The sequence below is a fragment of the Herbaspirillum sp. BH-1 genome, from assembly GCF_002870055.1.
GTDB lineage: Bacteria > Pseudomonadota > Gammaproteobacteria > Burkholderiales > Burkholderiaceae_D > Herbaspirillum > Herbaspirillum frisingense.
In genome coordinates this window covers 345,093-372,053 of sequence record NZ_PKOI01000002.1, presented here as the reverse complement: position 1 = coordinate 372,053, position 26,961 = coordinate 345,093, and the positions used below count along the sequence as shown (strand labels likewise).

The 26,961-nt window shown below is 63.6% G+C and carries 23 protein-coding genes; 11 read left to right on the top strand and 12 right to left on the bottom strand.

The annotated features are described in order from the left end of the window. Nucleotides 1–59: 59 nt before the first annotated feature. The gene (gene tsaD, locus HBH1_RS04825; protein WP_102661788.1) at nucleotides 60–1,121 is read left to right on the top strand and encodes a tRNA (adenosine(37)-N6)-threonylcarbamoyltransferase complex transferase subunit TsaD; all 1,062 of its coding nucleotides are present in this window, start codon (nucleotides 60–62) and stop codon (nucleotides 1,119–1,121) included. 99 nt (nucleotides 1,122–1,220) lie between these two features. Here the strand turns inward: tsaD and plsY are convergent, their stop codons facing one another. The 4 genes from plsY to HBH1_RS04805 all read right to left on the bottom strand — a co-directional run bounded on the left by plsY (nucleotide 1,221) and on the right by HBH1_RS04805 (nucleotide 3,892). After that, nucleotides 1,221–1,838, bottom strand: a complete 618-nt coding sequence (plsY, locus tag HBH1_RS04820; RefSeq protein ID WP_077237343.1) for a glycerol-3-phosphate 1-O-acyltransferase PlsY — start codon at nucleotides 1,836–1,838, stop codon at nucleotides 1,221–1,223. 33 nt (nucleotides 1,839–1,871) lie between these two features. Continuing rightward, nucleotides 1,872–2,372 carry a Cys-tRNA(Pro) deacylase gene (gene ybaK, locus HBH1_RS04815; protein WP_077237344.1) on the bottom strand — a complete coding sequence of 167 codons (501 nt, stop codon included), beginning with the start codon at nucleotides 2,370–2,372 and terminating at the stop codon, nucleotides 1,872–1,874. Between the two features lie 77 nt (nucleotides 2,373–2,449). After that, nucleotides 2,450–3,373, bottom strand: a complete 924-nt coding sequence (gene xerD / locus HBH1_RS04810) for a site-specific tyrosine recombinase XerD (protein WP_102661787.1) — start codon at nucleotides 3,371–3,373, stop codon at nucleotides 2,450–2,452. A 9-nt stretch (nucleotides 3,374–3,382) separates the two neighbouring features. Continuing rightward, nucleotides 3,383–3,892: a methylated-DNA--[protein]-cysteine S-methyltransferase gene (locus HBH1_RS04805; protein WP_102661786.1), complete on the bottom strand. Its 510-nt coding sequence runs from the start codon at nucleotides 3,890–3,892 to the stop codon at nucleotides 3,383–3,385. Between the two features lie 99 nt (nucleotides 3,893–3,991). On the opposite strand from HBH1_RS04805, the gene HBH1_RS04800 reads away from it, so the two are divergent. Beyond that, nucleotides 3,992–4,645: a VOC family protein gene (locus HBH1_RS04800; protein WP_102661785.1), complete on the top strand. Its 654-nt coding sequence runs from the start codon at nucleotides 3,992–3,994 to the stop codon at nucleotides 4,643–4,645. Nucleotides 4,646–5,153: 508 nt separating this feature from the next. On the opposite strand, the gene HBH1_RS04795 is transcribed toward HBH1_RS04800, so the two are convergent. From HBH1_RS04795 to HBH1_RS04785, 3 genes are all read right to left on the bottom strand, one after another. Further along, complete coding sequence (locus HBH1_RS04795) at nucleotides 5,154–6,434, bottom strand: TRAP transporter large permease (RefSeq protein ID WP_102661784.1); 1,281 nt, start codon at nucleotides 6,432–6,434, stop codon at nucleotides 5,154–5,156. After that, a complete protein-coding gene (locus HBH1_RS04790; RefSeq protein ID WP_102661783.1) occupies nucleotides 6,431–6,991 on the bottom strand; it encodes a TRAP transporter small permease in 561 nt (186 codons plus the stop codon). The genes HBH1_RS04795 and HBH1_RS04790 overlap by 4 nt, the downstream gene beginning before the upstream one ends. A 128-nt stretch (nucleotides 6,992–7,119) precedes the next feature. Further along, nucleotides 7,120–8,136 carry a TRAP transporter substrate-binding protein gene (locus tag HBH1_RS04785; protein ID WP_102661782.1) on the bottom strand — a complete coding sequence of 339 codons (1,017 nt, stop codon included), beginning with the start codon at nucleotides 8,134–8,136 and terminating at the stop codon, nucleotides 7,120–7,122. Nucleotides 8,137–8,360: 224 nt separating this feature from the next. Between HBH1_RS04785 and HBH1_RS04780 the strand changes: the two genes are divergently transcribed. From HBH1_RS04780 to HBH1_RS04770, 3 genes are read left to right on the top strand one after another with little or no spacing between them, the layout of a single operon-like run. Further along, nucleotides 8,361–10,388, top strand: a complete 2,028-nt coding sequence (locus HBH1_RS04780; RefSeq protein WP_102661823.1) for a two-component system sensor histidine kinase NtrB — start codon at nucleotides 8,361–8,363, stop codon at nucleotides 10,386–10,388. A 50-nt stretch (nucleotides 10,389–10,438) separates the two neighbouring features. Continuing rightward, a complete protein-coding gene (locus tag HBH1_RS04775) occupies nucleotides 10,439–11,029 on the top strand; it encodes a response regulator transcription factor (RefSeq protein WP_102661781.1) in 591 nt (196 codons plus the stop codon). 1 nt (nucleotide 11,030) lies between these two features. Next, a complete protein-coding gene (locus tag HBH1_RS04770; protein WP_102661780.1) occupies nucleotides 11,031–11,921 on the top strand; it encodes an AEC family transporter in 891 nt (296 codons plus the stop codon). Between the two features lie 133 nt (nucleotides 11,922–12,054). Here the strand turns inward: HBH1_RS04770 and HBH1_RS04765 are convergent, their stop codons facing one another. From HBH1_RS04765 to queG, 4 genes are all read right to left on the bottom strand, one after another. Further along, the gene (locus tag HBH1_RS04765; protein ID WP_102661779.1) at nucleotides 12,055–12,573 is read right to left on the bottom strand and encodes an outer membrane lipoprotein YfiB; all 519 of its coding nucleotides are present in this window, start codon (nucleotides 12,571–12,573) and stop codon (nucleotides 12,055–12,057) included. Beyond that, complete coding sequence (locus HBH1_RS04760) at nucleotides 12,570–13,835, bottom strand: diguanylate cyclase DgcN/YfiN (RefSeq protein WP_166758386.1); 1,266 nt, start codon at nucleotides 13,833–13,835, stop codon at nucleotides 12,570–12,572. Before HBH1_RS04760 ends, HBH1_RS04765 begins: the two co-directional genes overlap by 4 nt. Further along, nucleotides 13,832–14,344: a regulatory sequestration protein YfiR gene (locus HBH1_RS04755; protein ID WP_233207523.1), complete on the bottom strand. Its 513-nt coding sequence runs from the start codon at nucleotides 14,342–14,344 to the stop codon at nucleotides 13,832–13,834. The genes HBH1_RS04760 and HBH1_RS04755 overlap by 4 nt, the downstream gene beginning before the upstream one ends. Before the next feature lie 429 nt (nucleotides 14,345–14,773). Beyond that, nucleotides 14,774–15,904: a tRNA epoxyqueuosine(34) reductase QueG gene (gene queG, locus HBH1_RS04750; RefSeq protein ID WP_102661776.1), complete on the bottom strand. Its 1,131-nt coding sequence runs from the start codon at nucleotides 15,902–15,904 to the stop codon at nucleotides 14,774–14,776. 57 nt (nucleotides 15,905–15,961) lie between these two features. Here queG and tsaE point away from each other — a divergent pair, with 57 nt between their 5' ends. From tsaE to HBH1_RS04735, 3 genes are all read left to right on the top strand, one after another. After that, nucleotides 15,962–16,447 carry a tRNA (adenosine(37)-N6)-threonylcarbamoyltransferase complex ATPase subunit type 1 TsaE gene (gene tsaE, locus HBH1_RS04745; protein WP_006462917.1) on the top strand — a complete coding sequence of 162 codons (486 nt, stop codon included), beginning with the start codon at nucleotides 15,962–15,964 and terminating at the stop codon, nucleotides 16,445–16,447. Next, a complete protein-coding gene (locus HBH1_RS04740; RefSeq protein ID WP_102661775.1) occupies nucleotides 16,411–17,766 on the top strand; it encodes an N-acetylmuramoyl-L-alanine amidase in 1,356 nt (451 codons plus the stop codon). The genes tsaE and HBH1_RS04740 overlap by 37 nt, the downstream gene beginning before the upstream one ends. Nucleotides 17,767–18,000: 234 nt before the next feature. Next, on the top strand, nucleotides 18,001–20,211 hold the full coding sequence (locus HBH1_RS04735; RefSeq protein WP_102661774.1) for an OsmC domain/YcaO domain-containing protein: 2,211 nt from the start codon (nucleotides 18,001–18,003) through the stop codon (nucleotides 20,209–20,211). 100 nt (nucleotides 20,212–20,311) lie between these two features. Here the strand turns inward: HBH1_RS04735 and HBH1_RS04730 are convergent, their stop codons facing one another. Next, nucleotides 20,312–20,974 (bottom strand): VTT domain-containing protein, encoded by a 663-nt coding sequence (locus tag HBH1_RS04730; protein ID WP_006462914.1) that lies wholly within the window; start codon nucleotides 20,972–20,974, stop codon nucleotides 20,312–20,314. 441 nt (nucleotides 20,975–21,415) lie between these two features. Here HBH1_RS04730 and HBH1_RS04725 point away from each other — a divergent pair, with 441 nt between their 5' ends. From HBH1_RS04725 to HBH1_RS04720, 3 genes are all read left to right on the top strand, one after another. Then, nucleotides 21,416–24,436, top strand: a complete 3,021-nt coding sequence (locus tag HBH1_RS04725) for a sensor domain-containing protein (RefSeq protein ID WP_102661773.1) — start codon at nucleotides 21,416–21,418, stop codon at nucleotides 24,434–24,436. A gap of 180 nt (nucleotides 24,437–24,616) precedes the next feature. Further along, nucleotides 24,617–24,799 (top strand): hypothetical protein, encoded by a 183-nt coding sequence (locus tag HBH1_RS24835; protein ID WP_146012817.1) that lies wholly within the window; start codon nucleotides 24,617–24,619, stop codon nucleotides 24,797–24,799. 91 nt (nucleotides 24,800–24,890) lie between these two features. Beyond that, nucleotides 24,891–26,864, top strand: a complete 1,974-nt coding sequence (locus tag HBH1_RS04720; protein ID WP_102661772.1) for a methyl-accepting chemotaxis protein — start codon at nucleotides 24,891–24,893, stop codon at nucleotides 26,862–26,864. The last annotated feature ends 97 nt before the right edge of the window (nucleotides 26,865–26,961 follow it).

The window sequence follows — 26,961 nt, the reverse complement described above, 5'->3', positions numbered from 1 at the left end:
AGCGCCTTTGCCGCGCACCCCACCCGTCGGGGACCGGCCGCTTCATTGAGTCCATCCCCATGCTAGTCCTCGGCGTCGAATCCTCCTGTGATGAAACCGGCCTCGCTCTGTACGACACCGAGCGCGGCCTGCTGGCGCATGCCCTGCATTCGCAGATCGCCATGCACCAGGAGTACGGTGGTGTCGTCCCCGAGCTGGCCTCGCGCGACCACATCCGGCGCGCCATTCCACTGCTGCGGCAGACCCTGGCGGACGCCCATGTGCAGGCGCAGGAGATCGACGCCATCGCCTACACCCAGGGACCCGGACTGGCCGGCGCGCTGCTGGTCGGCGCGTCGGTGGCCTGCGGCCTGGGCCTGGCGCTGGACAAGCCGGTACTGGGCATCCATCACCTGGAGGGCCACCTGCTCTCGCCGCTGCTGGCCAGCAAGCCGCCGCGCTTTCCTTTCATCGCCCTGCTGGTCTCGGGCGGCCATACGCAATTGATGCGGGTCGATGGCGTGGGGCGCTATGAACTGCTGGGCGAAACCCTGGACGACGCTGCCGGCGAAGCCTTCGACAAGTCGGCCAAGCTGCTGGGCCTGGGCTATCCGGGTGGACCGGCCATCTCGCGCCTGGCCGAGTTCGGTGACCCGGCCGCGTACCAGCTGCCGCGCCCCATGCTGCATTCCAAGAATCTGGACTTCAGCTTCTCCGGCCTGAAGACCGCGGTGCTGACCGTGGTCAAACAGCACGGCAGCAGCAGCGCCAATATCTGCGAGCAGGACAAGGCCAACATCGCACGCGGCTTCGTGGACGCCATCGTCGACGTGCTGGTGGCCAAGTGCATGACCGCGTTGAAGCAGACCAACCTGAAGCGCCTGGTGATTGCCGGCGGTGTGGGTGCCAATGCCCAGCTGCGCGCCGCACTTGATGCTGCGGCCGCCAAGCGCCGCTACGAAGTGTTCTATCCGGAACTGCAGTTCTGCACCGACAACGGCGCCATGATAGCCTTTGCCGGCGCCATGCGCCTGCGCGAGCAACCCGATGCGGCGCGCAAGGAATATGGTTTTGGCGTGCGGCCGCGCTGGCCGCTGGATGAACTGCGGCCGCCACAAGGTGCGACGACTCCAGCCACATAAATAATTTATACGATACAAACAAAAAGGGCCGCAATCTCCATTGCGGCCCTTCTGTTTTCGGGAAGTGACAGGCAGCCTTGCCCAGCTTACTTGCTCAACTTACTTGCCCGCCTTCTTCTTGCTCCCGATCTTGCTTTCCTTGCCGGCCAGCAGGTTGCCGATGTTCTTGCGATGGCGATAGATCAGCAGTGCCGCCATCGCGACCACGGCCAGCAGGATGCCGTCGGTGGTGCCGAACAGCAGGCCGTAGTAGAACGGGGCGAACAGGGCCGCCACCAGCGCTGCCAGCGAGGAATAGCGGAAAGCGAAGGCCACCACCAGCCAGGTCCCCAGCGTGGCCAGGCCCAGCCAGGGGTCCAGTGCCAGCAGGATGCCCAGCGCGGTAGCCACGCCCTTGCCGCCCACGAAGCGGAAGAACACCGGCCACAGGTGACCCAGGAAGACGGCCAGCGTGACCAGGGCGATACCGGTGTCATCCACGCCATACTGCGGCCCGAACTTCTGCGCCAGCCAGACCGCCAACCACCCCTTGAAGCCATCGCCCAGCAGCGTCAGTGCCGCCGCCTTCTTGTTGCCGCTGCGCAGCACATTGGTGGCACCGGGATTCTTGGAACCGTAGGTGCGCGGATCGGCCAGTCCGAAGACCTTGGACACCACCACCGCAAAGGACAGCGAGCCGATCAGGTAGGCCGCGATGGCGAAAAGGATGTTGTACATGAATGCGTTCTTTCTCTTGTCTCTGGGTTCTTGTCAGGGTGCATCAGCCAGGGCGCACTGCACCGCCTTGGCCGGCAACACCTTCAGGAGGACGGCGGGGTCGATGCCCACCAGGAAGCCGCGCCGGCCGCCATTGATGTAGATCTTGTCGAGTTCCAGGATGCTGGCTTCCACGTAGACCGGCATGCTCTTGCGGGTGCCGAAGGGCGAGGTCCCACCGATCAGGAAGCCCGAGTGGCGATTGGCCACCTCCGGCTTGCAGGGCTCGACCGACTTGCAGCCGATCTGGCGCGCCAGGTTCTTGGTGGAGACCTTGCAGTCGCCATGCATGAGCACCAGCAGCGGCTTGGCCGCCTCGTCCTGCATCACCAGGGTCTTGATGACGGCATGCTCGTCCACGCCCAGCTCGCGCGAGGACACCGAGGTGCCGCCATGCTCCTCGTAATCGTAGGGATGCTCGGTGAAGGTCACGCCCTGCTTGCGCAGGAATTGCGTGGCGGGGGTTTCGGAGATGTGTTCTTTCTTGGCGCTCATCGGTGTTCTTCCTGACGGCTGCCTGACCGGCCCAGCAGGCCGGCCGGGCCGTCATGGGCGCACATTATGCCGCAAGATCAGCCGCGGGGGTGATGTGCGGCATGCAGTTGCTTGAGCCTCTCGCGCGCCACGTGGGTGTAGATCTGGGTGGTGGAGATGTCGGCATGGCCCAGCAGCAGCTGCACCACGCGCAGGTCGGCACCATGGTTGAGCAGGTGGGTGGCAAAGGCGTGGCGCAGCGTGTGCGGCGACAGGCGCACCGTAATGCCGGCCTGCAGTGCATGCTTCTTGATCAGGGTCCAGAACATCTGGCGCGTCATCGGCCCGCCGCGTGCGGTGACGAACAGGGCATCGTCGACCTGGCCCTGCAGGATCTGCGGCCGCCCCTCGGCCAGGTAGCGGGCAATCCAGGCGCCGGCCTCCTCGCCGAACGGCACCAGCCGGGTCTTGTCGCCCTTGCCAGTGACCCGCAGCACGGCCTCGTTCATACCGACTTCAATGCTCTTCAACAGCACCAGCTCCGACACCCGCAAGCCGCTGGCATACATCAGCTCGATCATGGCGCGGTCGCGCAGCCCGAGGGGCGTGGACACATCGGGTGCGGCCAGCAGGGCCTCGACCTGGCCTTCCGACAGGGTCTTGGGAAAACGCTGCGGCTGGCGCGCCGAACGCATCTTCAGGCAGGGATCGGCGGCCACCCGGTGCTGGCGCAGCGCCAGCTGGAAAAACCGCTTTAACACCGCCAGCCGGCGATTGGAAGAACTGGGCTTGGTCTGGTCATGACGGGCCGCAAAGTAGGCGTGCAGGTCATCGGCCTGGGTCTCATAGAGCGACTTGGCGTGCTCATGATGCAGCCAGTGGGCGTACAGGGTCATGTCACGCCGGTAGGCCTCCAGCGTGTTCTTGGACAGGCCGTCTTCCAGCCACAGGCTGTCGCAGAATTCGTCGATGGCCTCGCGGCTGGCGGCGGGCGCTTCTATCTTCGGTGTGGTGCGTCCCATGCGAGTCCGTCAGTATCCGTGCACGCCTTCGTGGCGCAGCAACCAGCGCTTGACCTCCAGGTGGAAGCCGTCGACGTCGTCATGATGCGAAAACCCGCCCAGGCCGCCGGCGGCGGTGACCCGATGACAGGGAATCACCAGCGGATACCAGTTGGCACCACAGGCCTGCCCGACCGCACGCGGGGCGGACTGGATGTGCTTGGCAACCTGGCCATAGGTCTGGACCTGACCACAGGGAATGGCGGCGATGGCTTGCCAGACGCGTTGCTGGAAGGCGCTGCCCACCGGAGCCAGCGGCAGCTTGAAGCGAAAGCCCGGATCGGCCAGGTAGCGCCGGATCTGCTGCACGGCCTTGGCCGCCACCGGATCGGTGGCATCCTTCTCGGCGTAATGCGCCGGCAGATAGACCATCTCGACCAGCGCCCCGGCCTGGGTACGGATGCCCATGCCGCCAAAGGGCGTATGCACCACGGCGGAAAACAGCGCGGTCAGGGGCGATTCGGTCTGGAGCTGGGTCATGGGCAAATGGGCCAAATGCGATGGAGGCCTATTTTAAGCAATTCAGGCCCGGGCTTGATACCATCGGGCAAAACAGAGGACAACACTTCAGGAGACCGCATGACGCAGGCGTCGCCCTACACCGAACCGGACCACCTGGTGGTCACCGCCCCCAGCCTTGAAGTCGGCATGGCCTGGGTACAGCAGCAGCTGGGCGTCTCGATGGCGCCGCGCATCGGCGGACAGCACGAGCGACTGGGCACACACAATGCCCTGCTGTCGTTGGGTGCGGGCTTCTACCTGGAGGTGATCGCCATCGATCCCGCCGGCAGCATTCCTGCTCGTGCACGCTGGTTCGGCATGGATGAGCTGCCCTCGGACGCGCCGCCGCGCCTGGCCCACTGGGTGGCCCGCACCGACGACATCGAAGCGGCGGTGGCCGCCAGTCCCATTGCCACCGGCGAGATCACGCCCATGCGCCGCGGCACCCTGGCCTGGCTGATCACCATCGCCGCCGACGGCCGCCTGCCCTGCGCCGGCCTGATGCCCTCGCTGATCCAGTGGCACAGCCAGCCGCATCCGGCCAGCGCCCTGCCCGACCTCGGCTGTCGCCTGCAACGCCTGGTGCTGAGCCATCCGGCGCCGGCCGAACTGGGCGCGGCCCTGGCGGCAGTGGGGATCGAGGATGCGCGCATCGTGCTGCGGGAAGGAAGGCAGACCGCCATCGAGGCCGTGATATCCACGCCATACGGGGAACGGGTGCTGCCGGGCTGAGAGAGCCCCTGAAGAGAGCCCCTGGAAGGGATGCGGAAAAAATATAAACCGTATAAACCGTATAAAGCGTATGAACTATCCACTTACGGCTGGCACAAAGAAAAAAGGCGCATCCTCGGATGCGCCTTCAAAATACTCCTGATGCATTCCCGGCCGTTTGAACGGCTTCAATCGAATGCACGTCTCCTCAGTTTCCCGGTATCGATACCGTTTGTTATGCACCACCCGCTTTGTATTCGGTGCTGCCCGCCTGCGCCCGCGCCGATGTGTCGGTAGGGTCGCCGGTGAGGCGCGTACATCAACAACTCACTAGAAAAACATCACTGCAAAACTCGATTGCCAGGACGGCAAATGCACGGTGCCGATTCAGCAAAGCCCGCACTTTAGCAGCACTCGCGGCGGTTTCAAAGCACTTTTTCAGGGCAAAACCAACATACTTTCTAGCAACTTAACAGACATCCGACAAAATCGGCACCATCGTAGTGCGTGGCGCCGATTATCAGTGACGTCAGTTGTAGATCAGGTTAGGCAGCCACAGCGACAATGCCGGCCAGTAGGTCACCAGCATCAGGAAGCCGAGCATGGTCAGCAGCCACGGCATGACCGCGATGGTCAGCTCGGTGATGCCCATCTTGGTGATGCCCGAGGCCACGTACAGGTTCAGACCGACCGGCGGATGGCACATGCCCACTTCCATGTTGACCACGATGAGGATGCCGAAGTGCACCGGATCGATGCCCAGCTTCATGGCCACGGGGAACAGGATAGGCGCCAGGATCAGCACGATCGAGGACGGCTCCATCACGTTACCGGCCAGCAGCAGCAGGATGTTGACCACCAGCAGGAAGGTGATCGGTCCCAGGCCGGAATCGGTGATCCATGCCGCCATCGCCTGCGGGATGTTTTCGCTGGTCACGAGGAACGAGAACAGCACCGCGTTGGTGATGATGTAGAGCAGCATGGCCGACATCGAGGCCGAGTCCAGCAAGACCTTGGGCACCTGCTTCAAGGTCAGGTCCTTGTAGACGAACACGGCGATGAAGAAGGCATACACCGCGGCCATGGCAGCCGCTTCCGTGGGCGTGAACACGCCGGTGTAGATGCCGCCCATGACGATGACGATCAGGAACAGACCCCAGCCACTCTTGCGGAAGGCCGCGAAACGCTCGGCCCAGGTGGCCTTCCTCAGGCGCGGGTAATTGTTCTTGCGCGCCAGGTACCAGGTGGTCACCCCCAACAGGAAGGCCAGCAGCAGACCCGGCACCACGCCGGCCATGAACAGCTTGCCCACCGAGGTATTGGTCGAGACCGAATACATCACCATCACGATGGAAGGCGGGATCAGGATGCCCAGCGCACCTGAGGTGGTGATCACGCCCGCGCCGAAGCGGTTGGGGAAGCCCTGCTTGACCATCGCCGGCAGGATGATGGAGCCGATCGCCACCACGGTGGCCGGCGAGGAACCGGACACCGCCGCGAACAGGGCGCATGCCAGCACGCCGGCCAGCGCCAGGCCACCATGCCAGTGCCCCACCATGGAGGTGGCGAAGTTGATCATGCGCCGCGCCACGCCGCCATGGGTGAGGAAGTTGCCGGCCAGGATGAAGAAGGGGATCGCCATGATCTCGAACTTCTCGATGCCGGTGAACAGCTTCAGCGCCACCGACTGGATCGGCACGTCGGTCATGGTGAAGAGGAAGGTCAGTACCGTCAGGCCCAGCGAGATCGAGATCGGCATCCCGGTCAGCATCAGGGCGAACAGCAAGACGAAAATGATGGCTGCGTTCATGCTTTACCTCCGCTGGTTTCTTCGTCCAGACCTTCCACGTGGGAATGGTCATGCTTGGGCAATTCGCCGGTCCGGTGGAAATTCCACGCGACCTGGAGGAAACGGAAGCACATCAGATAGGAACCCAGCGGCACAGCCAGGTAGACGATCCACATCGGCACTTCCAGCACTTCGGAGGTGCTGTCGTGCTGGGCGATGTCATAGACGAACTCGGCGCCGAAGGTGCCGACGATGCCGGTGAAGAGCGCACCGGCGAACAGGCCGAGGAGCACGAACTTGTTGCGCCACGGGGTGTTGAGGCGGTTGATGAGCACGTCGACGCCCACGTGGATGCCGGTGCGCACGCCATAGGCGGCGCCGAACTTGGCCATCCACACGAACATGAAGATGCACAGCTCCTGCGCCCAGCTCATGTTGATCTGGATGAGCTGGTCCTGTAACCAGGGAATGTCGAGGCCGGAGGCGTAACGATGCACCACGGCCACGAAGATGATGAAGGTGGCCGCGGCCATGAGGAACGCGATCAGCCACTCTTCCAGATGGTCGAGTAACTTCATGGAATCTCCTTGCGCCGGCAGGCCGCTCCCATGCTGGTAGCGGCCGCTGGCTTAGCTTGTTCTGATTGTTCTAGAGGGTAGCGCGGCGCACGCTGGAGGGGCGCGCCGCGCACAGGTACCGAGCCTGATTACTTCTGGCCCAGCGCTGCCGACTCCTTGTTGACGGCGTCGATCAGCTCCTTGCCGATACGGCTGGCCATCTGCTGCTGCACCGGCAGCAAGGCCTTGCGCCATTCGGCCTTCTCGGCATCGGTGAGACGGTAGATGGTGGTCTTGCCGGTCTTTTCCACGGCTGCCAGGGCGGCATCGTTTTCCTGCTGGGCGATGGCATTGGCGTACTTGGTGGCGTCCTTCATGGCGCCTTCAAGCTGGGTGCGAACGTCGGCCGGCAGGCCATCCCAGAACTTCTTGTTGACAATCACCGCATAGCCCAGATAGCCGTGGTTGGACACGGTCACGTGCTTCTGCACTTCATGCATCTTCTGGGTATAGAGGTTCGAAGGGGGATTCTCGGTGCCATCCACCACGCCGGTCTGCAGCGCCTGGTAGACCTCGGAGAAGGCCAGCACCTGCGGGTTGGCGCCCAGTGCGCGCATCTGCGCGTCCAGCACCTTGGAGGACTGGATGCGCATCTTCAGACCGCGGAAGTCGGCCGGATGATGCAGCGGCTTGTTGGCCGACATCACCTTGAAACCGTTATCCCAGTAGGCCAGGCCAGTGATGCCCTTGGGCTCCAGCTTCTTGAAGAGATCCTTGCCGATGGGCCCTTCGGTCACGCGATACAGCACGTCCTTGTTGGGGAAGATGTAGGGAAGGTCGAAGACTTCGAACTCCTTCACGCCCAGCGGGCCGAACTTGGCCAGCGAGGGCGCCAGCATCTGCACGGCGCCCAGTTGCAGGGCTTCCAGTTCTTCCTTGTCCTTGTACAGGGTGCTGTTGGGATAGACCTCGATCTTGACGCGGCCCTTGGTGGCCTTCTCGGCCAGCTCCTTGAAGCGCTCGGCGGCCTTGCCCTTGGGCGTATCGTTGGCCACCACGTGGCTGAACTTGATGATGATGGGTTGCTGTGCGAAGGCGCTCGCGGCCAGGCCGACGTTGACGACCGCCGCGGCCGTCATGGCCAGCAGGATGGACTTCAGTTTCATGCGTGTCTCCCCAATGAGATGTAGATCGTTTTGGTGGTGTGATTGTTTTAGTTGTAATGGCTCTGCTTGGCGCGGGCCAGATTATGCCCGCGCATTTTGCTCGGTGTCACCAAAATGGGGCAAGTGTGGATAACCACAATGCTCCCCGCGCCATACTTCCCTGCATTTTCCCGCCGCCCGGGATGCTGGCGCTCGCCCCAGGCGGCAGCTACACTGGCGGCGACATGAAAACCATCCCGCCTCCGCCGATCTCGCCCCAGCCCAATGCCGCCTCGCAATTGCAGGCCTCGGGGCGCAAGACCACCATGCGCTGGCTGATTCCCTTCCTGCTGCTGTGCCTGTTCCTGGCCACCCTGATCTGGTTGCCGCGCCAGGCCCAGCAGATGGAGGCCAGCGAACGGCTGGAGCAGTTGATCGCCGATTCGCTGTGGGTGGAACAGGCGATCCGTTTCCAGTTGAGCCGCGACGATGAAAGCATGCGCATCATCGGACGCGAGATCATCACCGGCCGCCTGCACCAGGACCACTTCCGCAGCCGCCTCAATGCGCTGCTGCGCAACAACCGCGAGTTCTATCGCGTGACCTGGTTCAATGCCGAAGGGCGGCCGGTGGCCTCCACCGACGACTTCCCCATCAGTCGCAACGATCTCTCGCAATCCTCGCTGATGACCGGTGACCGCGCGCGCCAGATGCACCGCCCGCTCTACAGCCCGCCCGCCGTGCCACCGGGGATCGCCGAGCCGATGCTGATGGACTATCACGTGCCCCTGTTCCGCGACAATCACTACGTCGGCAGCCTGGTGGCCAGCTATGCGGTGGCGCGCATCCTCAATGAAATGGTGCCGTGGTGGTTCGCCCAGGACAACGAGATTTCGCTCACCGACACTGACGACAACGTGGTGGCACGCCGCACCTCGGGCGGCCCCGGCCTGAATGTCTACACCCATCGCCGCGAACTGGAACTGCCGGGCCTGACCCTGGTGCTGCACACCAACAGCACCAAGAGCGCGCCCAAGCTCTTGCCCAACCTGCTGGTGGGGTCCGTGATCGTGCTCTCGCTGGGCCTGCTGTGGAGCCTGTGGGCGCTGTGGCGGGACATCACCCGCCGCACCAAGGCCGAGAAGGCCCTGCTGAACGAGGCGGTGTTTCGCGCCGCGATGGAAAACTCGCTGGTCACCGGCATGCGCGCACGCGACCTGGAGGGGCGCATCACCTATGTCAATCCGGCCTTCTGCAAGATGGTCGGCTTCGCCGCCGAAGAACTGGTGGGCAAGATCCCGCCCATGCCCTACTGGGCGCCGGAAGCCATGGACGAATACCAGGAGCGTTTTTCCAACGTCCTGGCCGGACGCGCCACACCGCAGTTCGAGACCATTTTCCAGCGCCGCGACGGAGAACGCTTCCCGGTGCTGATCTTCGAGTCTCCGCTGGTGGACCAGGACGGCAAGCAGACCGGCTGGATGGGCTCCATCCTCGACATCTCCGAACGCAAGCGCGCCGAAGACCTGAATCGCACCCAGGAAGAGAAACTGCAGGCCAGCGCCCGCCTGGCCAGCATGGGCGAGATCGCCTCCACCCTGGCGCATGAACTGAACCAGCCACTGGCGGCCATCTCCAGCTTCACCACCGGGGCGCTGAACATGATGCAGCAGGGCCAGGCCGACCCCAAGGCGCTGCAGCCGGCGCTGGAAAAGATCCACGCCCAGGCGCAGCGCGCCGGCCATGTGATCCGCAGCGTGCACCAGTTCGTCAAGAAGCGCGAACCGGCGCGCCAGCGCCTGCAGGTGAGGCAACTGATCGACAACGTGACGCCGCTGATCGAACTGCAGGCCCAGCAGTTCTTCGTGGTGCTGCAGTTGCAGGTGCCCCGCTCCCTGCCGACTATCCTGGGCGACCAGGTGCTGCTGGAACAGGTGATCCTGAACCTGACCCGCAACGGCATCCAGTCCATGGCGGCCGTGCCCTCGGCACGCCGCATCCTGCGCGTGACGGCCGAGCTCACCCGCAACGACGATGGTGCGGAATCGGTCACCGTCTCGGTGATCGACCAGGGCCACGGCATTGCCGAGGACGTGGCGGCGCGCCTGTTCTCGCCCTTCTTCTCCACCAAGGCCGAGGGCATGGGCATGGGCCTCAACATCTGTCGCACCACCATCGAATTCCACGGCGGCACGCTGACCTACACCGATAACCCGGCAGGCGGTACAATCTTCCGGTTTTCGCTGCCCGCCCAGAGCGGCCAGCCACAATAAAGAGACCGCCGCCCCACGGCCCCACTGATCTGGCCCCACCCCGCACACCGATGCTGCACATAGTCGACGACGAAGAAATCATCCGCGATTCGCTGACCTGGCTGGCGCGTTCCCGCAACATCGCCGCCACCGCCTATGAAGGTGGTGCTGCGGTCCTGGCCGCCCTGGGCGCGGCCGGCGGTATCGATGCCGAGGGCGAGTGCCTGCTGCTGGACGTGCGCATGCCCGGCACCAGCGGTGTGGCGCTGTTCAATGAACTCAAGACCAAGGGCCTGCTGCACCGGCGCCCGGTGATCTTCCTCACCGGCCATGGCGACGTCCCCATGGCGGTGGACATGCTCAAGAACGGTGCCTTCGATTTCTTCGAAAAGCCCTTCAACGACAACCAGTTGATGGACCGCGTGCTGGAAGCCCTGGCCAGCTCGCGCGCGGGTGGCGCCGAAGATGCCGTCCAGGGCCGCCTGGCGGCACTCTCGGCACGCGAACGCGAGGTGCTGGAGCTGATCCTGGCCGGCAAGATGAACAAGGTCATTGCCGATGAACTGGGCATCAGCATGCGCACCGTCGAGGTCCACCGCGCCCACATCTTCGACAAGATGAATGTCAAGACCGCCGTCGAACTGGCGCGGCTGCTCAAGTAAGGTGGAAATCCTCAATCTCCTGCTGCCGGACTTCAGCCTGATCTTGCTGGGGGTACTGGTCTATCGCATCACCAACTGGGGTGACGAATTCTGGGCCGGCATGGAAAAGCTGGTGTACTTCCTGCTCTTCCCGGCGCTGCTGTTCTATTCCACCGCACGCCTGAAGGTCGACCTGGGGGTCACCGGTGGCCTGGTGCAGACCGGAGTGCTGGCGCTGCTGGCCGGCATCGTACTGACCTGGCTGGGCAAACCCCTGCTGCGGGCCACGCCGATGACCTACGAATCGGGCATGCAGTGCGCCTATCGCTTCAATTCCTACATCGCACTGGCGCTGGCCACCCGCATGGCCGGCGAGGAAGGGGCCGGCCTGATGGCGATCCTGCTGGGCTTTGGCGTCCCGCTGTGCAATATCGCGGCGGTCCATGCGCTGGCCCCGAAGAACAGCAACCTCTTGCGCGAACTGGCCAAGAATCCGCTGCTGGTGGCCACTGCCGGCGGCCTGACGTTTTCGGCACTGGGGCTGCATCTGCCGGAGGCGGCATCGGTGGTGCTCTCGCGCCTGGGCGCGGCTTCCATCGCGCTGGGCCTGCTGATGGTAGGCGCCGGCCTGCGCCTGTCCGGGCTCAAGGAAAGCAAGCTGGTGGTGGGCTGGTTCATTCTGATCAAGCTCTTCGCCGTACCGCTGGTGGCCTACCTGATCGGCCGCCATCTGCAACTGCCCCCGCTGCAGTTGCGCATCGTGGTGCTGTTCTGCAGCCTGCCCACCGCCTCCAGCGCCTACATCCTGGCCGCGCGCATGGGCGGCAATGGTCCCTTCACGGCTTTCCTGATTTCCTTCGGCACGCTGCTCTCGGCGCTGACCATTCCGTTCTGGCTGGCGCTGGTGCATTGATCCTGCCGCACCAGGCCAGCCCTGCGGCTTATCGCAGCGGCTGCACGATGATGCGGCCCTCGGTCACGTTCTCAATGGCCCCGCGTGAATACAGCAGCGGCAAGCAGCGCGCCGTGCAGGTGGACTACTGCGCCTACTGCGCCGGCACCACGATCACGACCCGGCGATTTTCCGCCCGGCCGGCCACGGTGCGGTTGTCGGCGATCGGCTTGCTCTTGCCCAGGCCACGGGTGGCGATGTGATCCCGGGCGATCCCGATGCTGGCCAGCGCATCGGCGACGGCGTCGGCCCGCTGCTGGGACAGGCGATTGTTGTAGGCATCGGCGCCGGTATTGTCGGTATGACCGTCCACCCGTAATTCGGTAATGTCCACCGAAAGCAGCGCGCGCCCGATCTTCCCGACCGCCGTGCGGCTCTGTTCGGTCAAGGCGTAATCATCCACCGCAAAGAGCAGCTTGTCGGCAAAACTGAGCTCCCAGCCCTCGTCGGTGAGATGGAAACCCTGCTGCTGCAACAGGGCGACCTGGGACTGCGTGAGGCCGGCCTGGGGCGCGGCGGGAGGCGGCGTCTGGCATCCGCTCAGCAGCAGGGTGCTCCCCAGCAGCATGGCCGCCAGCAGGCGTGAGGAGAGGGAAGAGGTAGCGAGCGTCATGATTGGTTTTCCTTGTTCATCTGATCTTGGAGAGCGAGCTGATAGCTGCCCCGCTGTGTGTTCTTGGCCCGGTACATCGCCTCGTCGGCCACTGCCAACACCGTCTGCGCGGTGCTGCCGTGCTCCGGGAAGATGGCGATGCCGATGCTCAGCGATGTGGCGATCACCTCGCCGCCCGGCAGGACGATGGGCAAGCGCATCTCGGCCAGGATCTTGGCGGCGATCTGCAGCGCATCGTCGCGCTGCCGCAATTGTCGCAACAGCACGGCGAATTCATCGCCGCCCAGGCGCGCGACCAGGTCGTCTTCGCGCAACTGGCTCTTGATGCGGGTGGCGATGGTCACCAGCACATGGTCGCCGGCGGCATGGCCGTAGGTATCGTTGATCTGCTTGAAGCGGTCGCTATCGATGAAATACACCGCCGCCAGGTTGCCGGTCAGCCGCGCCAGCTGTACTGCGCGCTCCAGCTGCTCCTCCAGGAAGGCGCGGTTGCACAGGCCGGTGAGACTGTCGTGACTGGCCTGGTAGGACAGGCTGGCATGCTCCTGCTGGACGTGGGTCTGCCAGGCTTCCAGTTCATCGAGCAGGGCGTTGAAGTCTTCATTGAGATCGTGGATCTCGGCGATGGCCGCCGGCCCGGCGCGCAGGGCGAAACTGCGTTCGCGCCGCACGCCGTGGGCGATGCGCGCCAGCTCGTGCAACGGTCCACTGATGCGGTGCTGCATGCGGCGCGCCAGGCGCAGCGCGATCACGGTACTGATGACCAGGCTCAACAGCACGCACAGCAGGCCGGTGGTAATGAACCGCAAGGGGCCGCTTCCGCGCGGTGCCAGGTGGATCCGGCCTATCCTGGCCTGCTCCCGGATGATGGGGTAATCCAGTGCCGGCGGCAGGATCCAGCCCGCCAGCATCTGCTCCAGCAGCGGCACCGTGCCGCCCGCATGACGCGTCCAGTGCGCCAGCAGCTGGTCGTTGCGACCGGTGAGCACGACTTCGTCGATGTCCTCGTTGCGGCCGATCAGGGCGATGGCCTCCCCGGCCGCCGCGGCATCCCCGAACACCACGGCCGCCTCCACCGTGTAGCTCATGGAACGGGCGATGAGGCGCAGGTTCTGCTCGGAATAGAAGCGCAGCGCGAACAAGCCGGCCACCGTAATGGCGAGCCCGACCATGAGTGCCGTCACCAGGGCGACGATCAGGTGGGCCTTGCTCAGGACGCTGTCCAGGGCAGGACGTGCCATCGGAATGGACTCGGTATTCATGGCGACGGTTTACGGCGGGCGAGTTGGAGAACGCTGGGATGAACGCGCAACCCGCTACGCGCGATGGCATCCAGGTTTGCATCGAAGGCGATCTGCTTGTCCCGTGACTTGAGGCAGAACATGGAACCGGTGTCGCACGACACGTCCGCCTCGGTAAAGCTCAGTACCGGATGATCCACGACCTGCGGCAGCAGCTTGCGATAGTCGGCTTCGGACAACTTGCCGATGTAGACCAGCCGGCAGCCCTCCAGTGCGGCGGCGGTGAGGTCGGTCACCAGGCGCGGCGTGATGCGCTGACCGGGCGTGGACAGACGTTCCTCGGTGAGCTCCTGGGCATACCGCGTGAGACCGACCAGGCATAGTTGCAGCTGCGGCTGTGGCTGCGGCCAGCGCACATAGCTGATGATGCCGGCCACCACCCGGGCAGTATCGGCCGCACGACCTGCGTCATCGGGATCGCCCTGGGCGTAAGACGGCAAGGCGCCTGCCACCATCAGCCACGACAACACGGCCAGCAAACACCGCCTCACCCGGAGCCAACCCGGCAGCACGGCATCGGCCGTGCGGAGGAAAGGGGCAAGCCTGTTTGCGGGCGCTGTCATCGGCATCATGGTGTGGGTCGGGATGATGAGGGGGCAGAGGCGCATGGATGGACTGATCAGTCACGCAGAATGCTTGATTTCCGATAAAGATAGGTATTGTCAATTCAATAATTAAATTGGACCTCATCAGGACAAGCTCGTCAATGACTAATTAGCGTGACGCCTCGCTACCGGGGGATTGACTGAAGGAAAGACAGGCAGCAGAGAGCCCTTGCAGCCAGCCACGAAGGCCCGCCATGCATGGATGGGCCTGAAGGCAACAGCCTTGCATGACGGGCAGCGGTGGGCAATATCGGGAATCGACCGGATCCCCTCAGCGTGGAAATCCGGTGACAGTCAGGCCGCTCCATGCCGGGCCAGCGCCCACGCCACATGCTCGACCACCAGCGCCGACGGATGCACAAGCCTTGCCCGCAGCGCCGCCACGACGGCGGCGTCCCCCTTGTGGGAGGGGCTATCGGCGGCATTGCCCAGGCCCACGGCCAGGTTGCGCAGCCAGCGTTCATGGCCGATGCGGCGGATCGCGCTGCCCTCGGTGTTCTTCAGGAACTGCTCTTCGCTCCAGCCGAACAGGTCGACCAGGCTGGCGCTGTCCAGGCCATGGCGCGGGTCGAAGTCGGGCAGGCTGGCGCGCTGGGCGAACTTGTTCCAGGGGCAGTAGAGCTGGCAGTCGTCGCAGCCGTAGATGCGGTTGCCGATCAGCGGCCGCAGGTCGGACGGGATGCTGCCCTTCAATTCGATGGTGAGGTAGGAGATGCAGCGCCGCGCATCCAGCTCATACGGGGCGACGATGGCCCCGGTCGGGCAAGCCGTGATGCAGGCGCTGCACTGGCCGCAGTGCGGGGTGACCGGGTCATCGACCGGCAGCGGCAGGTCGGTCAGCATCTCGCCCAGGAAGAACATGGAACCGGCCTCCCGGTGCAGCAACAGGGTGTGCTTGCCGCGCCAGCCCAGCCCGGCCTTTTCGGCCAGGGCCACTTCCATGACCGGTGCCGAATCGGTGAAGACGCGGTAACCGAAGCTACCAATGCGTTCCTCGATGCGGGTGGCCAGTTGCTGCAGACGGGCGCGCAAGACCTTGTGGTAGTCGCGTCCGCGTGCATAGATCGAGACCTGGGCCGCCGCCGGGTCGCCGCTGCGGGCCTCTTCCCGGGCGCGCCAGTCGGCCTGGCCGGGGTCGGTAGCGGCCGGCAGATAGGGCATGCGCACGCTGATCACGCGCACCGTCCCCGGCACCAGTTCGGCCGGCCGCGCCCGTTTCAGGCCGTGGCTTGCCATATAATCCATCTCGCCGTGGTAACCCTTGTCCAGCCAGGCCTGGAAGCCCGCCTCCCGGTGCGACAGGTCGACATCGGCGATGCGCACCTCGGCAAAGCCCAGTGCCCGGCCCCAGTCCTTGATGGCGGCCGCCAGGGCGGCCAGGCTGGCGGGGTCGGCAAGATCGACAGGGGTGGCGTGAGCAGGCATGAAGCGATTGAACCAGTAAACAAGTCATCTCGGATGACGTAACAAACCAGGATGTATATGCAGCGACTCCACCTCCACCTGCCCGACGAAACCGCCACCGCGCGCCTGGGCGCCGACCTGGCGCAGGTGCTGGCACCGGGCCTGGCGATCTACCTGCACGGCGACCTGGGCGCCGGCAAGACCGCGCTGACGCGTGCCTTGCTGCATGCAGCGGGCTATTCGGGGCGGGTCAAGAGCCCGACCTACACCCTGGCCGAACCCTATGAAGTGACACTCGCAGGGCGCATGGTAACAGTCATCCACTTCGATCTGTATCGCATGGCCAGCCCGGAGGAATTCCTCGATGCCGGTTTCCGTGAACATTTCAACGAAAACTCCGTCTGTATCGTCGAATGGCCAGAAAAAGGCGATCCGGTGTTGCCGCCGCCGGACATCCACGTCAACCTGTCTCTTGCAGGGAACGGTCGTGATGTAGAATTGCGTGCGTTGTCCGACAAGGGTCATCAATGCCTCGCTCGACTGAAATTCGCCCCCAACCTGTGAAGTCCAAAAGCCGCCGCACCATCCTCAAAGCCGGCGGTGCGCTGTTCGTCTCCGTCGTCACTCCCCTGCCCGCCCTGGCCTCCCAGATCCTGGCCGTGCGTGTCTGGCCGTCCGACGACTACACCCGCGTCACGCTGGAAAACGACAGCGACCTGAAGGTCACCCACTTCGTGGTCAAGGACCCGGAGCGCCTGGTGGTGGACATCGAGGGCATCGACCTCAATTCCACCCTGAAGGACCTGGTCGCCAAGATCCAGCCCAACGATCCCTATATCAAGCAGGTACGCGTGGGCCAGAACCGGCCCAGCGTGGTGCGCCTGGTGTTCGACCTGAAGGATGAAATCAAGCCGCAGGTGTTCACCCTGGCCCCGGTGGGCGAATACAAGTATCGCTTCGTGATCGACCTGTATCCGTCCAACCCGCCGGACCCGATCGCCGCCCTGATCCAGAAGGGCGACTGGAACAAGGAAGCCCCGGCCACCCCGCCGCTGGCGCAGGCACCGGCGCCCAAGCCGGACCCGGTACCGCTGGCGGAAATCAAGCCACAACCGGACGACAAGAGCGATCGCAATCCGCGGGTGGTCCCGGAAGAGCCGCGCATGCAGCTCACCCGCATGATCACCATCGCGCTGGACCCCGGCCACGGTGGCGAAGACCCCGGCGCCACCGGCGCGCGGGGCAACCGCGAGAAGGACGTGGTGCTGTCCATCGCCAAACGCCTGAAGCGCAAGATCGAGCAATACCCCAACATGCGCGTCATGCTGACCCGCGACGCCGACTTCTTCGTGCCGCTGGGCCAGCGCGTGGTCAAGGCGCGCAAGGTGCAGGCCGACCTGTTCGTGTCGATCCATGCCGATGCCTTCGTGCAGCCCACCGCACGTGGTTCTTCGGTGTTCGCCCTGTCCGAGAAGGGTGCCAGCTCGACGGCGGCACGCTGGCTGGCCAACAAGGAAAACTCGGCCGACCTGATCGGTGGCGTCAACATCAAGACCCACGACCGCCAGCTGGCCAGCGTACTGCTGGACCTGTCGACCACCGCCCAGATCAACGACAGCCTGCGGGTGGGCAATGCGGTGTTGAAGGAGATCGGCGGCATCAACAAGCTACACAAGGGTGCGGTGGAACAGGCCGGCTTTGCCGTGCTCAAGGCTCCGGACATCCCCAGCATCCTGATCGAGACCGCCTTCATCTCCAACCCGGAAGAAGAAGCCAAGCTCACCGACGAGCGCTATCAGGACCAGATGGCCGACGCCATCCTGACCGGCATCCGCAACTACTTCGCCAAGAACCCGCCGCTCGCCAAGAACAAGCTGACCTGAACCCGGCACCCGCCGCTGATGCCGTTCAGTCAGGTACTGAACGGCATTTTTATTTCATATTTGTCATGGGTAGCGGTCAACCGTACCTGCAGCCCCGCTGACCGCAACACACCTGCCTTTCGAGGCAGTGTCGGCGTCCGCCTTGGATCACCACCGGATGGGGGATAATAGCGCCCTCTCCCGTTTCTTGTTTCTCGTTTCAGCCGCTTTTCGGCTCTTTATCGGAATTCCGCCATGGAAATCAAAGTCAACTTCCTCGACAAGCTGCGTCTTGAAGCCAAGTTCGACGACTTTACCGTCATCGCCGACCAGCCCATCCGCTACAAGGGGGATGGCTCGGCGCCGGGTCCCTTCGATTACTTCCTGGCGTCCTCGGCCCTCTGCGCGGCGTACTTCGTGAAGCTGTACTGCAATACGCGCAATATTTCCACCGAGAATATCCGCCTGTCCCAGAACAACATCGTCGATCCGGAAAACCGCTACCAGCAGACCTTCAAGATCCAGGTCGAGCTGCCGGCCGACATCAGCGAGGCCGACCGTCGCGGCATCCTGCGCTCGATCGAGCGCTGTACCGTCAAGAAGGTGGTGCAGGAAGGGCCGGAATTCATCATCGAGGAAGTCGAGAACCTGGACGCCGATGCCCAGTCCCTGCTGACCCTCCAGCCCGAAGCCGGCGCCAGCACCCGCATCCTTGGCAAGGACCTGCCGCTGGAGCAGACCATCGCCAACATGTCGGGCCTGCTGGCCGAGCTGGGCATCAAGATCGAGATCGCCTCCTGGCGCAACATCATTCCCAATGTGTGGTCGCTGCATATCCGCGACGCGCATTCGCCGATGTGCTTCACCAACGGCAAGGGCGCCACCAAGGAAAGCGCGCTGGCCTCGGCCCTGGGCGAATACCTCGAACGCATCAGCAACAACCACTTCTATGCCGGTTCCTACTGGGGCGAGGACATCGCCAATGCCGAGTTCGTGCACTATCCAGACGAGCGCTGGTTCAAGCCCGGACGCGGCAACAAGCTGCCCAAGGACATCCTCGATGCCTACTGCCTGGACATCTACAACCCCGACGGCGAGCTGCGCGCTTCGCATCTGGTCGATACCAATTCCGGCAACGCCGAACGCGGCATCTGCTCGCTGCCGTTTGTACGGCAGTCAGATGGCGAGGTGGTGTATTTCCCTTCCAACCTGGTCGAAAACCTCTTCGTCAGCAATGGCATGAGTGCCGGCAATACCTTGCCCGAAGCCCAGGTGCAGTGCCTGTCGGAGATCTTCGAGCGCGCGGTCAAGCGTGAAATCCTGGAAGGCGAGATCTGCTTGCCCGACGTCCCCCAGGAAGTGCTGGCGAAGTACCCCGGCATCCTGGCGGGCATCCAGGGGCTGGAAGAGCAAGGCTTCCCGGTGCTGGTCAAGGATGCCTCGCTGGGCGGCGTCTATCCGGTGATGTGCGTCACCCTGATGAACCCGCGCACCGGCGGGGTCTTCGCCTCCTTCGGCGCCCACCCGAGTTTCGAGGTGGCGCTGGAACGCAGCCTGACCGAACTGCTGCAGGGACGCAGCTTCGAAGGCCTCAATGACCTGCCCCAGCCGACCTTCGAGAGCAACGCCGTCACCGAGCCCAACAACTTCGTCGAGCACTTCATCGATTCGTCGGGCATCGTCTCGTGGCGCTTCTTCAGTGCCAGGTCGGACTACGAATTTGTGGAATGGGATTTCTCCGGCCAGGGCGAAAACTCCAACGCCGAGGAAGCCGCCGCCCTGTTCGGCCTCCTGGACGAGATGGGCAAGCAAGCCTACGTCGCCGTGTATGACCAACTGGGCGCCACAGCCTGCCGCATCCTGGTGCCGGGCTATTCCGAGGTGTACCCGGTGGAAGACCTGATCTGGGACAACACCAACAAGGCGCTCCTGTTCCGCGCCGATATCCTGAACCTGCATCGCCTGGACGATGACGCCCTGGCCGCCCTGCTTGAGCGCCTGGAGAACAACGAGCTGGATGACTACTCGGACATCGCCACCCTGATCGGCATCGAGTTCGATGAAAACACCGAGTGGGGCCAGTTGACCGTGCTCGAACTGAAGCTGCTGATCCATCTGGCCCTGCAGCAGTTCGAAGAGGCCCATGACCTGGTCGGCGCCTTCCTGCAATACAACGACAACTCGGTCGAACGCGGTCTGTTCTACCACGCCCTGAACGTCGTGCTGGAAGTGGAACTGGACGATGCGCTGGCGCTGGAAGACTACGAAACCAACTTCCGTCGCATGTTCGGCAATGAGCGCATGGATGCGGCCATCGGATCGGTGAAGGGGGATGTGCGCTTCCACGGCCTGACACCCACCAGCATGAAGCTCGAAGGCCTGGACCGCCATCAGCGCCTGCTCGACAGCTATCGCAAGCTGCACAAGGCGCGCGCCAGGTTCGCCCAGGCTGCCGCTGCGGCCTGAGGCGATTGGCCGGCATCATGAAAAATGCCGTTCAGTCTTCACTGAACGGCATTCATGAGACTGCCAACGCTTGTTCTTTTCTTCCCTGACGCCGGTGGTCTCAGGCGCTGCGCACCTTGCGCTTGCCGCGTACCTTGCGCCACAGCTGCCACAAGGCGCCCAGCACGATGGGAATGATGGCCGCCACGATCCCGATCAGGACCAGGGTATTGAGGTTCTGCTGCACCACCGGGATATTGCCGAACAGGTAGCCCAGCACCACCAGCCCCACCACCCACAGCAAGGCGCCCAGCACATTGAATAGCTGGAAGCGGGCGAAGCTCATGCCCGACACGCCGGCGATGAACGGTGCGAAGGTGCGCACGATGGGCGTGAAGCGGGCGATGACGATGGTCTTGCCGCCGTGTTTCTCGTAGAAGGAATGGGTCTTTTGCAGGGCTTCGGGATTGAGCCAGCGGTAATTGTGGGTATAGACGCGGTGGCCGACCCAGCCGCCTATCCAGTAGTTGAGGGTATTGCCCGCCACCGCTGCGATCACCAGCAGGGTCATCAGCAGCCAGATATCCATGGCGCCCATGGCACAGAAGGTGCCGGCGATGAACAACAGGGAATCTCCGGGCAGGAACGGCAACACCACCAGCCCGGTCTCGCAGAACACGATCAGGAACAACACCGCGTAGATGAGCGTGCCGTACTGCTCGATGAGGACGCCCAGATATTTGTCCACGTGCACCAGCACGTCCAGCAACTGCAGATAATCCATAAAACCCAATCGTTGGTGATTCATCGATGCCGCGGCGCCCCATCGCCAGGCGGCGGGATATTTCCCCTGCGCAACGCCGGGAAATATCCGGAAGGCGGGGTGATCCCTCCCACCTGCGAAGGCATCATACAACACTCGCCCCGGGGCGGACTCAAGAACCCCGAACGGATGTCGATAAAAAAAGCCGGGCTTGTACTTGTGCAACAGGACAATCCTCGCAGAACCTCATGACGCTGTTGCGCTCCTCTGGCGCCAGCCGAGAGCGACCGCACAAGGCTGGCGATTTGGCATATGATCAAGACAGATTGCTTCAGTTTTCGACAGAGCGGGGTGTACGGCGAGGCATGGTCGGCACAGACAGGAAAACTGAAAAATCGTAACTCCGGACTGCATGGGGCAAGACGCGCGGCAGGCGTCATTACCGGGCCACAGGGGGGCTGTATGGAGAGCCAGGAGTCGTTCACCGGCGAGTTTGATCATCAGCGTGATCCGCCAGGTGAGGTGCCGCAGGATGATCAGAATCTGTGTGGCCAGGAGCGCGATGCGCTGCTGGGTGCATTGTGGCGTTCGATGGCCATTCTCGAATTCGCTGCCGATGGCACGATACTGCAGGCCAATGACAATTTCCTGGGCATGCTGGGCTACCGTCGCGAAGAGCTGATCGGCCGGCACCACAGCATGCTGTGCGAACCGCTGTACGTCCAGTCTGCGGACTATCAACAATTCTGGCAGCACCTGCGCCAGGGCGAGATCATCACCGGCACCCTGCAGCGCTGCCGCATCGACGGCACCATCGTCTGGCTGGAGGCATTGTGCAGCCCGATCCTGGACGAGCGCGGCGAACTCAGCAAGGTCATCTCGGCGGCCGCCGACATCAGTTCCCACATCGACGACTCGCATCACAGCAACAGCGTGCTGAGCGCACTCAACCGCTCGCTGGGGGTGGTCGAGCTCTCGCCCGACGGCCTCATCCTTGCCGCCAACCGCAACTACCTCAAGACCATGGAATACCTGGCGGAGGATCTGGTGGGCAAGTCACACTCCCTGCTATGCGACCCCGAGTATGCCAATGGCGAGGAATATGCCGCCTTCTGGCGCGATGTCTGTAATGGCCGCTTCTTCTCCGGCCGCTTCCCGCGACGCACCCGCAGCGGCCGCACGATCTGGTGGGAGGCCACCTATTCACCCCTGCTGGACCCGCACGGCAAGGCCGAGCGCGTGATCTGCATCGGCAACGACGTCACCTACCGCGTGACCCGCGAAAAGAGCGATCGCGAACACCTGCATCTGCTCTCGCTGGGGATCAATGAAACCGACAATGCGGTGCTCATCACCGACGCCCAGAACCGCATCGTCTTCCACAACACCGGCTTTACCCGCATGCTCGGTTTCCAGAGCCAGCAGGTGATCGGCAAGCAGCCCCGCGAACTGTTCGCCCATCATCCGACCTTCGTGAAGTCGATCGAACGCTGCCACGGTGAACTGCTGCAGGGACACAGCTTCCATACCGAGGAGCTGATCCACGACTTCCACGAACAGCCGGTCTGGATTTCGGCGGTGGTCAACCCGATCCTGGACGCCGATGGCCGTCTCATCAATGCCGTCTGCGTGATGACCGACATCACCAATACCAAGGTGCATGAGGTGCTGCAATACCGCGTCCTCAATGCCATGGCGCGCGATTCTTCGCTGTCCGAGCAGATGAACCTGCTGTGCGAGGAAGTCGAACGCGTCGCGCCGGAGGTGATCGCCTCCATCCTGCGGGTGGACGAACAGGGACGCCTGCACACCCTGGCCGGCCCCAGCCTGCCGGAGGCCTACAGCCGCGCCATCGATGGCCTGTCCATCGGCCCGCTGGTGGGCTCCTGCGGCAGCGCCGCCTTCACCGGCCAGGCGATCATCTCGGAAGACATCGCCAGCGATCCGCACTGGGCCGACTACAAGGAACTGGCGCTGACCCACGGCCTGCGTGCCTGCTGGTCGACCCCGATCAAGTCGGCCGATGGCAAGGTGATCGGCACCTTCGGCTTCTACTTCCGCCAGCCCCGTCAGCCCAGCGGCTTTCATCACCTGCTGGTCGATGCCGGCCTGCACCTGTGCGCCCTGGCCATCGAACGTGAAGCCTCGCGCGCGCGCATCCACCAGCTGGCCTTCTATGATTCGCTGACCGGCCTGCCCAACCGCAGCCTGCTGCTGGTCCAGGCCGGCCAGGCCATCGCCGCCGCCGAGCGCAACCACAGTACGGTGGCGGTGATGTTCATCGACCTCGATCGCTTTAAGCAGGTCAACGACTCGCTGGGTCATCAGGCCGGCGACGAACTGCTGCGCACGGTCGCCACCCGGCTGCAATCGCAGGCACGGCGCTCCGACATCGTGGGACGACTCTCCGGGGACGAGTTCGTGGTGGTCCTGACCCAGTACGACACCCTGCACCTGACCGAAGTGGTCAAGCGCATCCAGGAACGGCTGGCCATGCCCTGCCACATCAACGGCACCCCGCTCAATCCCTCGGCCAGCATCGGCGTGGCGATCTTCCCGGACAACGGCAACGACATCGAAACCCTCCTGCACCGGGCCGATATCGCCATGTACCAGGCCAAGGCCGTCAATCGCGGCCGCTTCAGTTTCTTCAGCGAAGAAATGAACAGCATGGCCCAGGAGCGCCTGGCCCTGGAAGGCGCCCTGCGCGACGCCCTGCGGGGTGGTCTTTTCGAATTGCATTACCAGCCGCAGATCAGGCTGCGCGAGCATACCCTGCATGGCGTGGAAGCCCTGGCGCGCTGGCACGATGCACAGCTGGGACAGATCTCGCCGGGCCGCTTCATCCCCATTGCCGAGGAATGCGGCCTGATCGGCGAACTCGGCAAGTGGGCGCTGGAAGAAGCCTGTTTCCAGCTGGCCGACTGGCGTCGGCGCGGCATCCAGGTGCCTTGCATCTCGGTGAACCTGTCCGCGACCAACTTCCACGACCTGGACCTGCCGCAGTTCGTCACCGGACTGCTGCGCCGCTACAGCCTGGTACCCACCGACCTGACCCTGGAAATCACCGAAACCGTGTTGATGGACACCAACCCCAGCACCAACCAGACCATCGCCGCCGTGCATGCGCTGGGCATCCCGCTGGCCATGGACGACTTCGGCACCGGTTATTCCAGCCTGGGCTACCTGCGCAAGCTCCCGGTTTCCGAACTGAAGCTGGACCAGAGTTTCGTGCGCGACATGGCCAAGGATGACGCCGTCAGCGCCTTGACCAATGCCGTCATCCGCATCGGCGAAAGCCTGAAACTGACGGTGGTGGCCGAAGGGGTGGAAGATGCCGACCAGTACCAGCTGCTGCTCAGCCAGGGCTGCGACGTGGCGCAGGGCTACTACTTCTCGCGCCCGATGGCGGCCGATGAACTGGAACGCTGGGTCAGGGATTTTCGTGCAAACCTGAACGAAGAAGCCGGCCAGGCGACTTAGCACTACAGTGGCCACGATGGAGACAATCAGGAACAAGTGAGGCGAATTCGTCATGCCAAAAAAGCACTTTCCGGATAGAAAAACAACAGCACAGTTGCATGTGGGCGCAAACATCCGAAGTATTTTGATCGAGCTCAAATGCTGACGATATACTGACGGCCTCCCCCAGCGAGTACCGTAATGGCAGCGTCAGCAACAACACTGGCGCTGCGCGATGTCAACGTGTTCGAAGCCGCGCCCCATTGCCGATTCGGCAATGTCGCCGACGTGCTGCCTGATCGGCACGCAGGCCGCCGCGCGAACGCAGCGTTGCAGGCTTTCCGCATGACGGAGAACAAGGAGGGACCAGCGGTCACAGCGTAATGCGCGCCTGCCGGCGCGACCGACCTTCCGGGCAGTTTTCCGTTCGGTATTTGCATTTCCACACGACGTTTTTTCAAAAACAAGAACAGCCATGGCTAACGATATGTCTGGTGCGCGCCGCGCATCCCTTTTCCACCGCTCGGTAGGTGCAAAACTGACTGCCATGACGGTCGCCCTGGTGGGCGTCGTCTTCGTGATCGCATTGATGCTGATCACCTATTCCGCCTCGCGCATGATGGAGCATCGCTCCATCGAGCAGATGGGCAACGATGCCCGTGGCGTAGCCCACATGGTCGGCATCTTCGACCGCTCGGTGAACAGCCAGGTCGACCGTTTCTCCAAGATGTTCGACAATGAATTCGGCAAGCTCACCCTGGATGAGAGCCGCACCGTACAGATCGCCGACCGCGCCACCCCGGTGCTGCAGAACGACGGACACGACCTGAATCTGGACTTTTCCATCCCGGACCGGTTCACCGGCCGTACCGGCGTGACCGCGACCATCTTCGCCAAGACCGGCGAAGACTTCGTGCGCGTCTCGACCTCGGTGAAGAAGGAAAACGGCGAGCGTGCCGTGGGCACCCTGCTCGACCGCACCCACCCCGGCTATGCCGCCCTGAAATCCGACAAACCCTATAGCGGCCTGGCCACGCTGTTCGGCAAGCAGTACATCACCAAGTACGTCCCCATCAAGAACGATGCCGGCCAGATCATCGCCGCCCTGTATGTGGGGATCGACATCTCCGCCGACGTCAAGGCCTTGAAGGAGCAGATCAAGGCACTGAAGATCGGCCAGACCGGCAATTTCTATGCCCTCAACGGTCGTGAAGGCAAGGACCTGGGCGTGATGATCGCCGGCGCCCCGCGCGAGGGCAAGGAAGAAGGCACCAGCCTGCTGGAACTCAAGGATGCCGCCGGCGAGAGCTACATCAGGACCGTGCTGCAGCAAAAGGAAGGTGCGCTGCACTACACCGCCATCGATGGTCGCAAGAAGATCGTGGTCTTCACCCACTACGCCCCCTGGAACTGGGTCATCGTCGGCGAGGCCGCCGTTGACGAAATCACCAGCGAAGTCACTTCCATGCGCAATCTCTACATCGGACTGGGCCTGCTGTTCCTGGCGGTACTGGGGGCGATCCTGACGGTGATGATCAACCGCATGGTCACCCGCCCGCTGGATGCGGTGTGCGGGGCCGCCGACCAGATCGCCAGCGGCGACCTGACCACCCGCCTGCATGTCCACAGCAGCGACGAGATCGGCCGCCTGATGGGCGCCTTCAATGGCATCAGCGCGGGCCTGTCGGAAGTGGTCTCCAGCGTGCGCGCCGGTACCGAGGAAATCAATACCGCCGCCAGCGAGATCGCTGCCGGCAACCTCCATCTGTCATCCCGCACCGAACAACAGGCCGGCGCCCTGGAAGAAACCGCTTCGGCCATGGAAGAACTGACCTCCACCGTCAAGCAGAACGCCGCCAATGCGGTGCAGGCCGACGAACTGTCGAGCTCGGCCTCGGACGTGGCCAGCCACGGGGGTGAAGTGGTGGGCAAGGTAGTGCAGACCATGGACGCCATCAACAGCTCTTCGCAACGCATCGTGGACATCATCAGCGTGATCGACGGCATTGCCTTCCAGACCAACATCCTGGCCCTGAACGCCGCGGTGGAAGCGGCCCGCGCCGGCGAGCAGGGACGCGGCTTTGCGGTGGTGGCCACCGAAGTGCGCACCCTGGCCCAGCGCAGCGCCTCGGCTGCCAAGGAAATCAAGGAACTGATCGATGCCTCGGTGCAGACCGTCTCCAGCGGCGGCCAGTTGGTAGCCCAGGCCGGCAACACCATGAACGACGTGGTCTCCAGCGTGCAGCGCGTCTCCACCGTCATCAGCGAAATCACCACCGCCAGCCGCGAACAGAGCGAGGGTATCGACCAGATCAACCGCGCCATCGCGCAGATGGACGAGAGCACCCAGCAGAACGCTGCCCTGGTGGAACAGGCTGCCGCAGCAGCACAATCGCTGCAGCAACAGGCCGAACGCCTGGCCGCGGCCGTCAGTACCTTCCGCGTGTAGGACGGCTCTCTGGAGCGGGTCGCCGGAGGTCAGCAGCCCGTCTTGTCAGCCATAGGACGTTGGGTTTTTCCGACCGGAAAACCTGTTCCCCATCACC

Excerpts from the sequence above, each read along its gene's own strand:
- tsaD (WP_102661788.1), top strand. The coding sequence starts at position 60 with ATGCTAGTCCTCGGCGTCGAATCCTCCTGTGATGAAACCGGCCTCGCT.
- plsY (WP_077237343.1), bottom strand. The coding sequence starts at position 1,838 with ATGTACAACATCCTTTTCGCCATCGCGGCCTACCTGATCGGCTCGCTG.
- ybaK (WP_077237344.1), bottom strand. The coding sequence starts at position 2,372 with ATGAGCGCCAAGAAAGAACACATCTCCGAAACCCCCGCCACGCAATTC.
- xerD (WP_102661787.1), bottom strand. The coding sequence starts at position 3,373 with ATGGGACGCACCACACCGAAGATAGAAGCGCCCGCCGCCAGCCGCGAG.
- HBH1_RS04805 (WP_102661786.1), bottom strand. The coding sequence starts at position 3,892 with ATGACCCAGCTCCAGACCGAATCGCCCCTGACCGCGCTGTTTTCCGCC.
- HBH1_RS04800 (WP_102661785.1), top strand. The coding sequence starts at position 3,992 with ATGACGCAGGCGTCGCCCTACACCGAACCGGACCACCTGGTGGTCACC.
- HBH1_RS04795 (WP_102661784.1), bottom strand. The coding sequence starts at position 6,434 with ATGAACGCAGCCATCATTTTCGTCTTGCTGTTCGCCCTGATGCTGACC.
- HBH1_RS04790 (WP_102661783.1), bottom strand. The coding sequence starts at position 6,991 with ATGAAGTTACTCGACCATCTGGAAGAGTGGCTGATCGCGTTCCTCATG.
- HBH1_RS04785 (WP_102661782.1), bottom strand. The coding sequence starts at position 8,136 with ATGAAACTGAAGTCCATCCTGCTGGCCATGACGGCCGCGGCGGTCGTC.
- HBH1_RS04780 (WP_102661823.1), top strand. The coding sequence starts at position 8,361 with ATGAAAACCATCCCGCCTCCGCCGATCTCGCCCCAGCCCAATGCCGCC.
- HBH1_RS04775 (WP_102661781.1), top strand. The coding sequence starts at position 10,439 with ATGCTGCACATAGTCGACGACGAAGAAATCATCCGCGATTCGCTGACC.
- HBH1_RS04765 (WP_102661779.1), bottom strand. The coding sequence starts at position 12,573 with ATGACGCTCGCTACCTCTTCCCTCTCCTCACGCCTGCTGGCGGCCATG.
- HBH1_RS04760 (WP_166758386.1), bottom strand. The coding sequence starts at position 13,835 with ATGAATACCGAGTCCATTCCGATGGCACGTCCTGCCCTGGACAGCGTC.
- queG (WP_102661776.1), bottom strand. The coding sequence starts at position 15,904 with ATGCCTGCTCACGCCACCCCTGTCGATCTTGCCGACCCCGCCAGCCTG.
- tsaE (WP_006462917.1), top strand. The coding sequence starts at position 15,962 with ATGCAGCGACTCCACCTCCACCTGCCCGACGAAACCGCCACCGCGCGC.
- HBH1_RS04740 (WP_102661775.1), top strand. The coding sequence starts at position 16,411 with ATGCCTCGCTCGACTGAAATTCGCCCCCAACCTGTGAAGTCCAAAAGC.
- HBH1_RS04735 (WP_102661774.1), top strand. The coding sequence starts at position 18,001 with ATGGAAATCAAAGTCAACTTCCTCGACAAGCTGCGTCTTGAAGCCAAG.
- HBH1_RS04730 (WP_006462914.1), bottom strand. The coding sequence starts at position 20,974 with ATGGATTATCTGCAGTTGCTGGACGTGCTGGTGCACGTGGACAAATAT.
- HBH1_RS04725 (WP_102661773.1), top strand. The coding sequence starts at position 21,416 with ATGGAGAGCCAGGAGTCGTTCACCGGCGAGTTTGATCATCAGCGTGAT.
- HBH1_RS24835 (WP_146012817.1), top strand. The coding sequence starts at position 24,617 with ATGGCAGCGTCAGCAACAACACTGGCGCTGCGCGATGTCAACGTGTTC.
- HBH1_RS04720 (WP_102661772.1), top strand. The coding sequence starts at position 24,891 with ATGGCTAACGATATGTCTGGTGCGCGCCGCGCATCCCTTTTCCACCGC.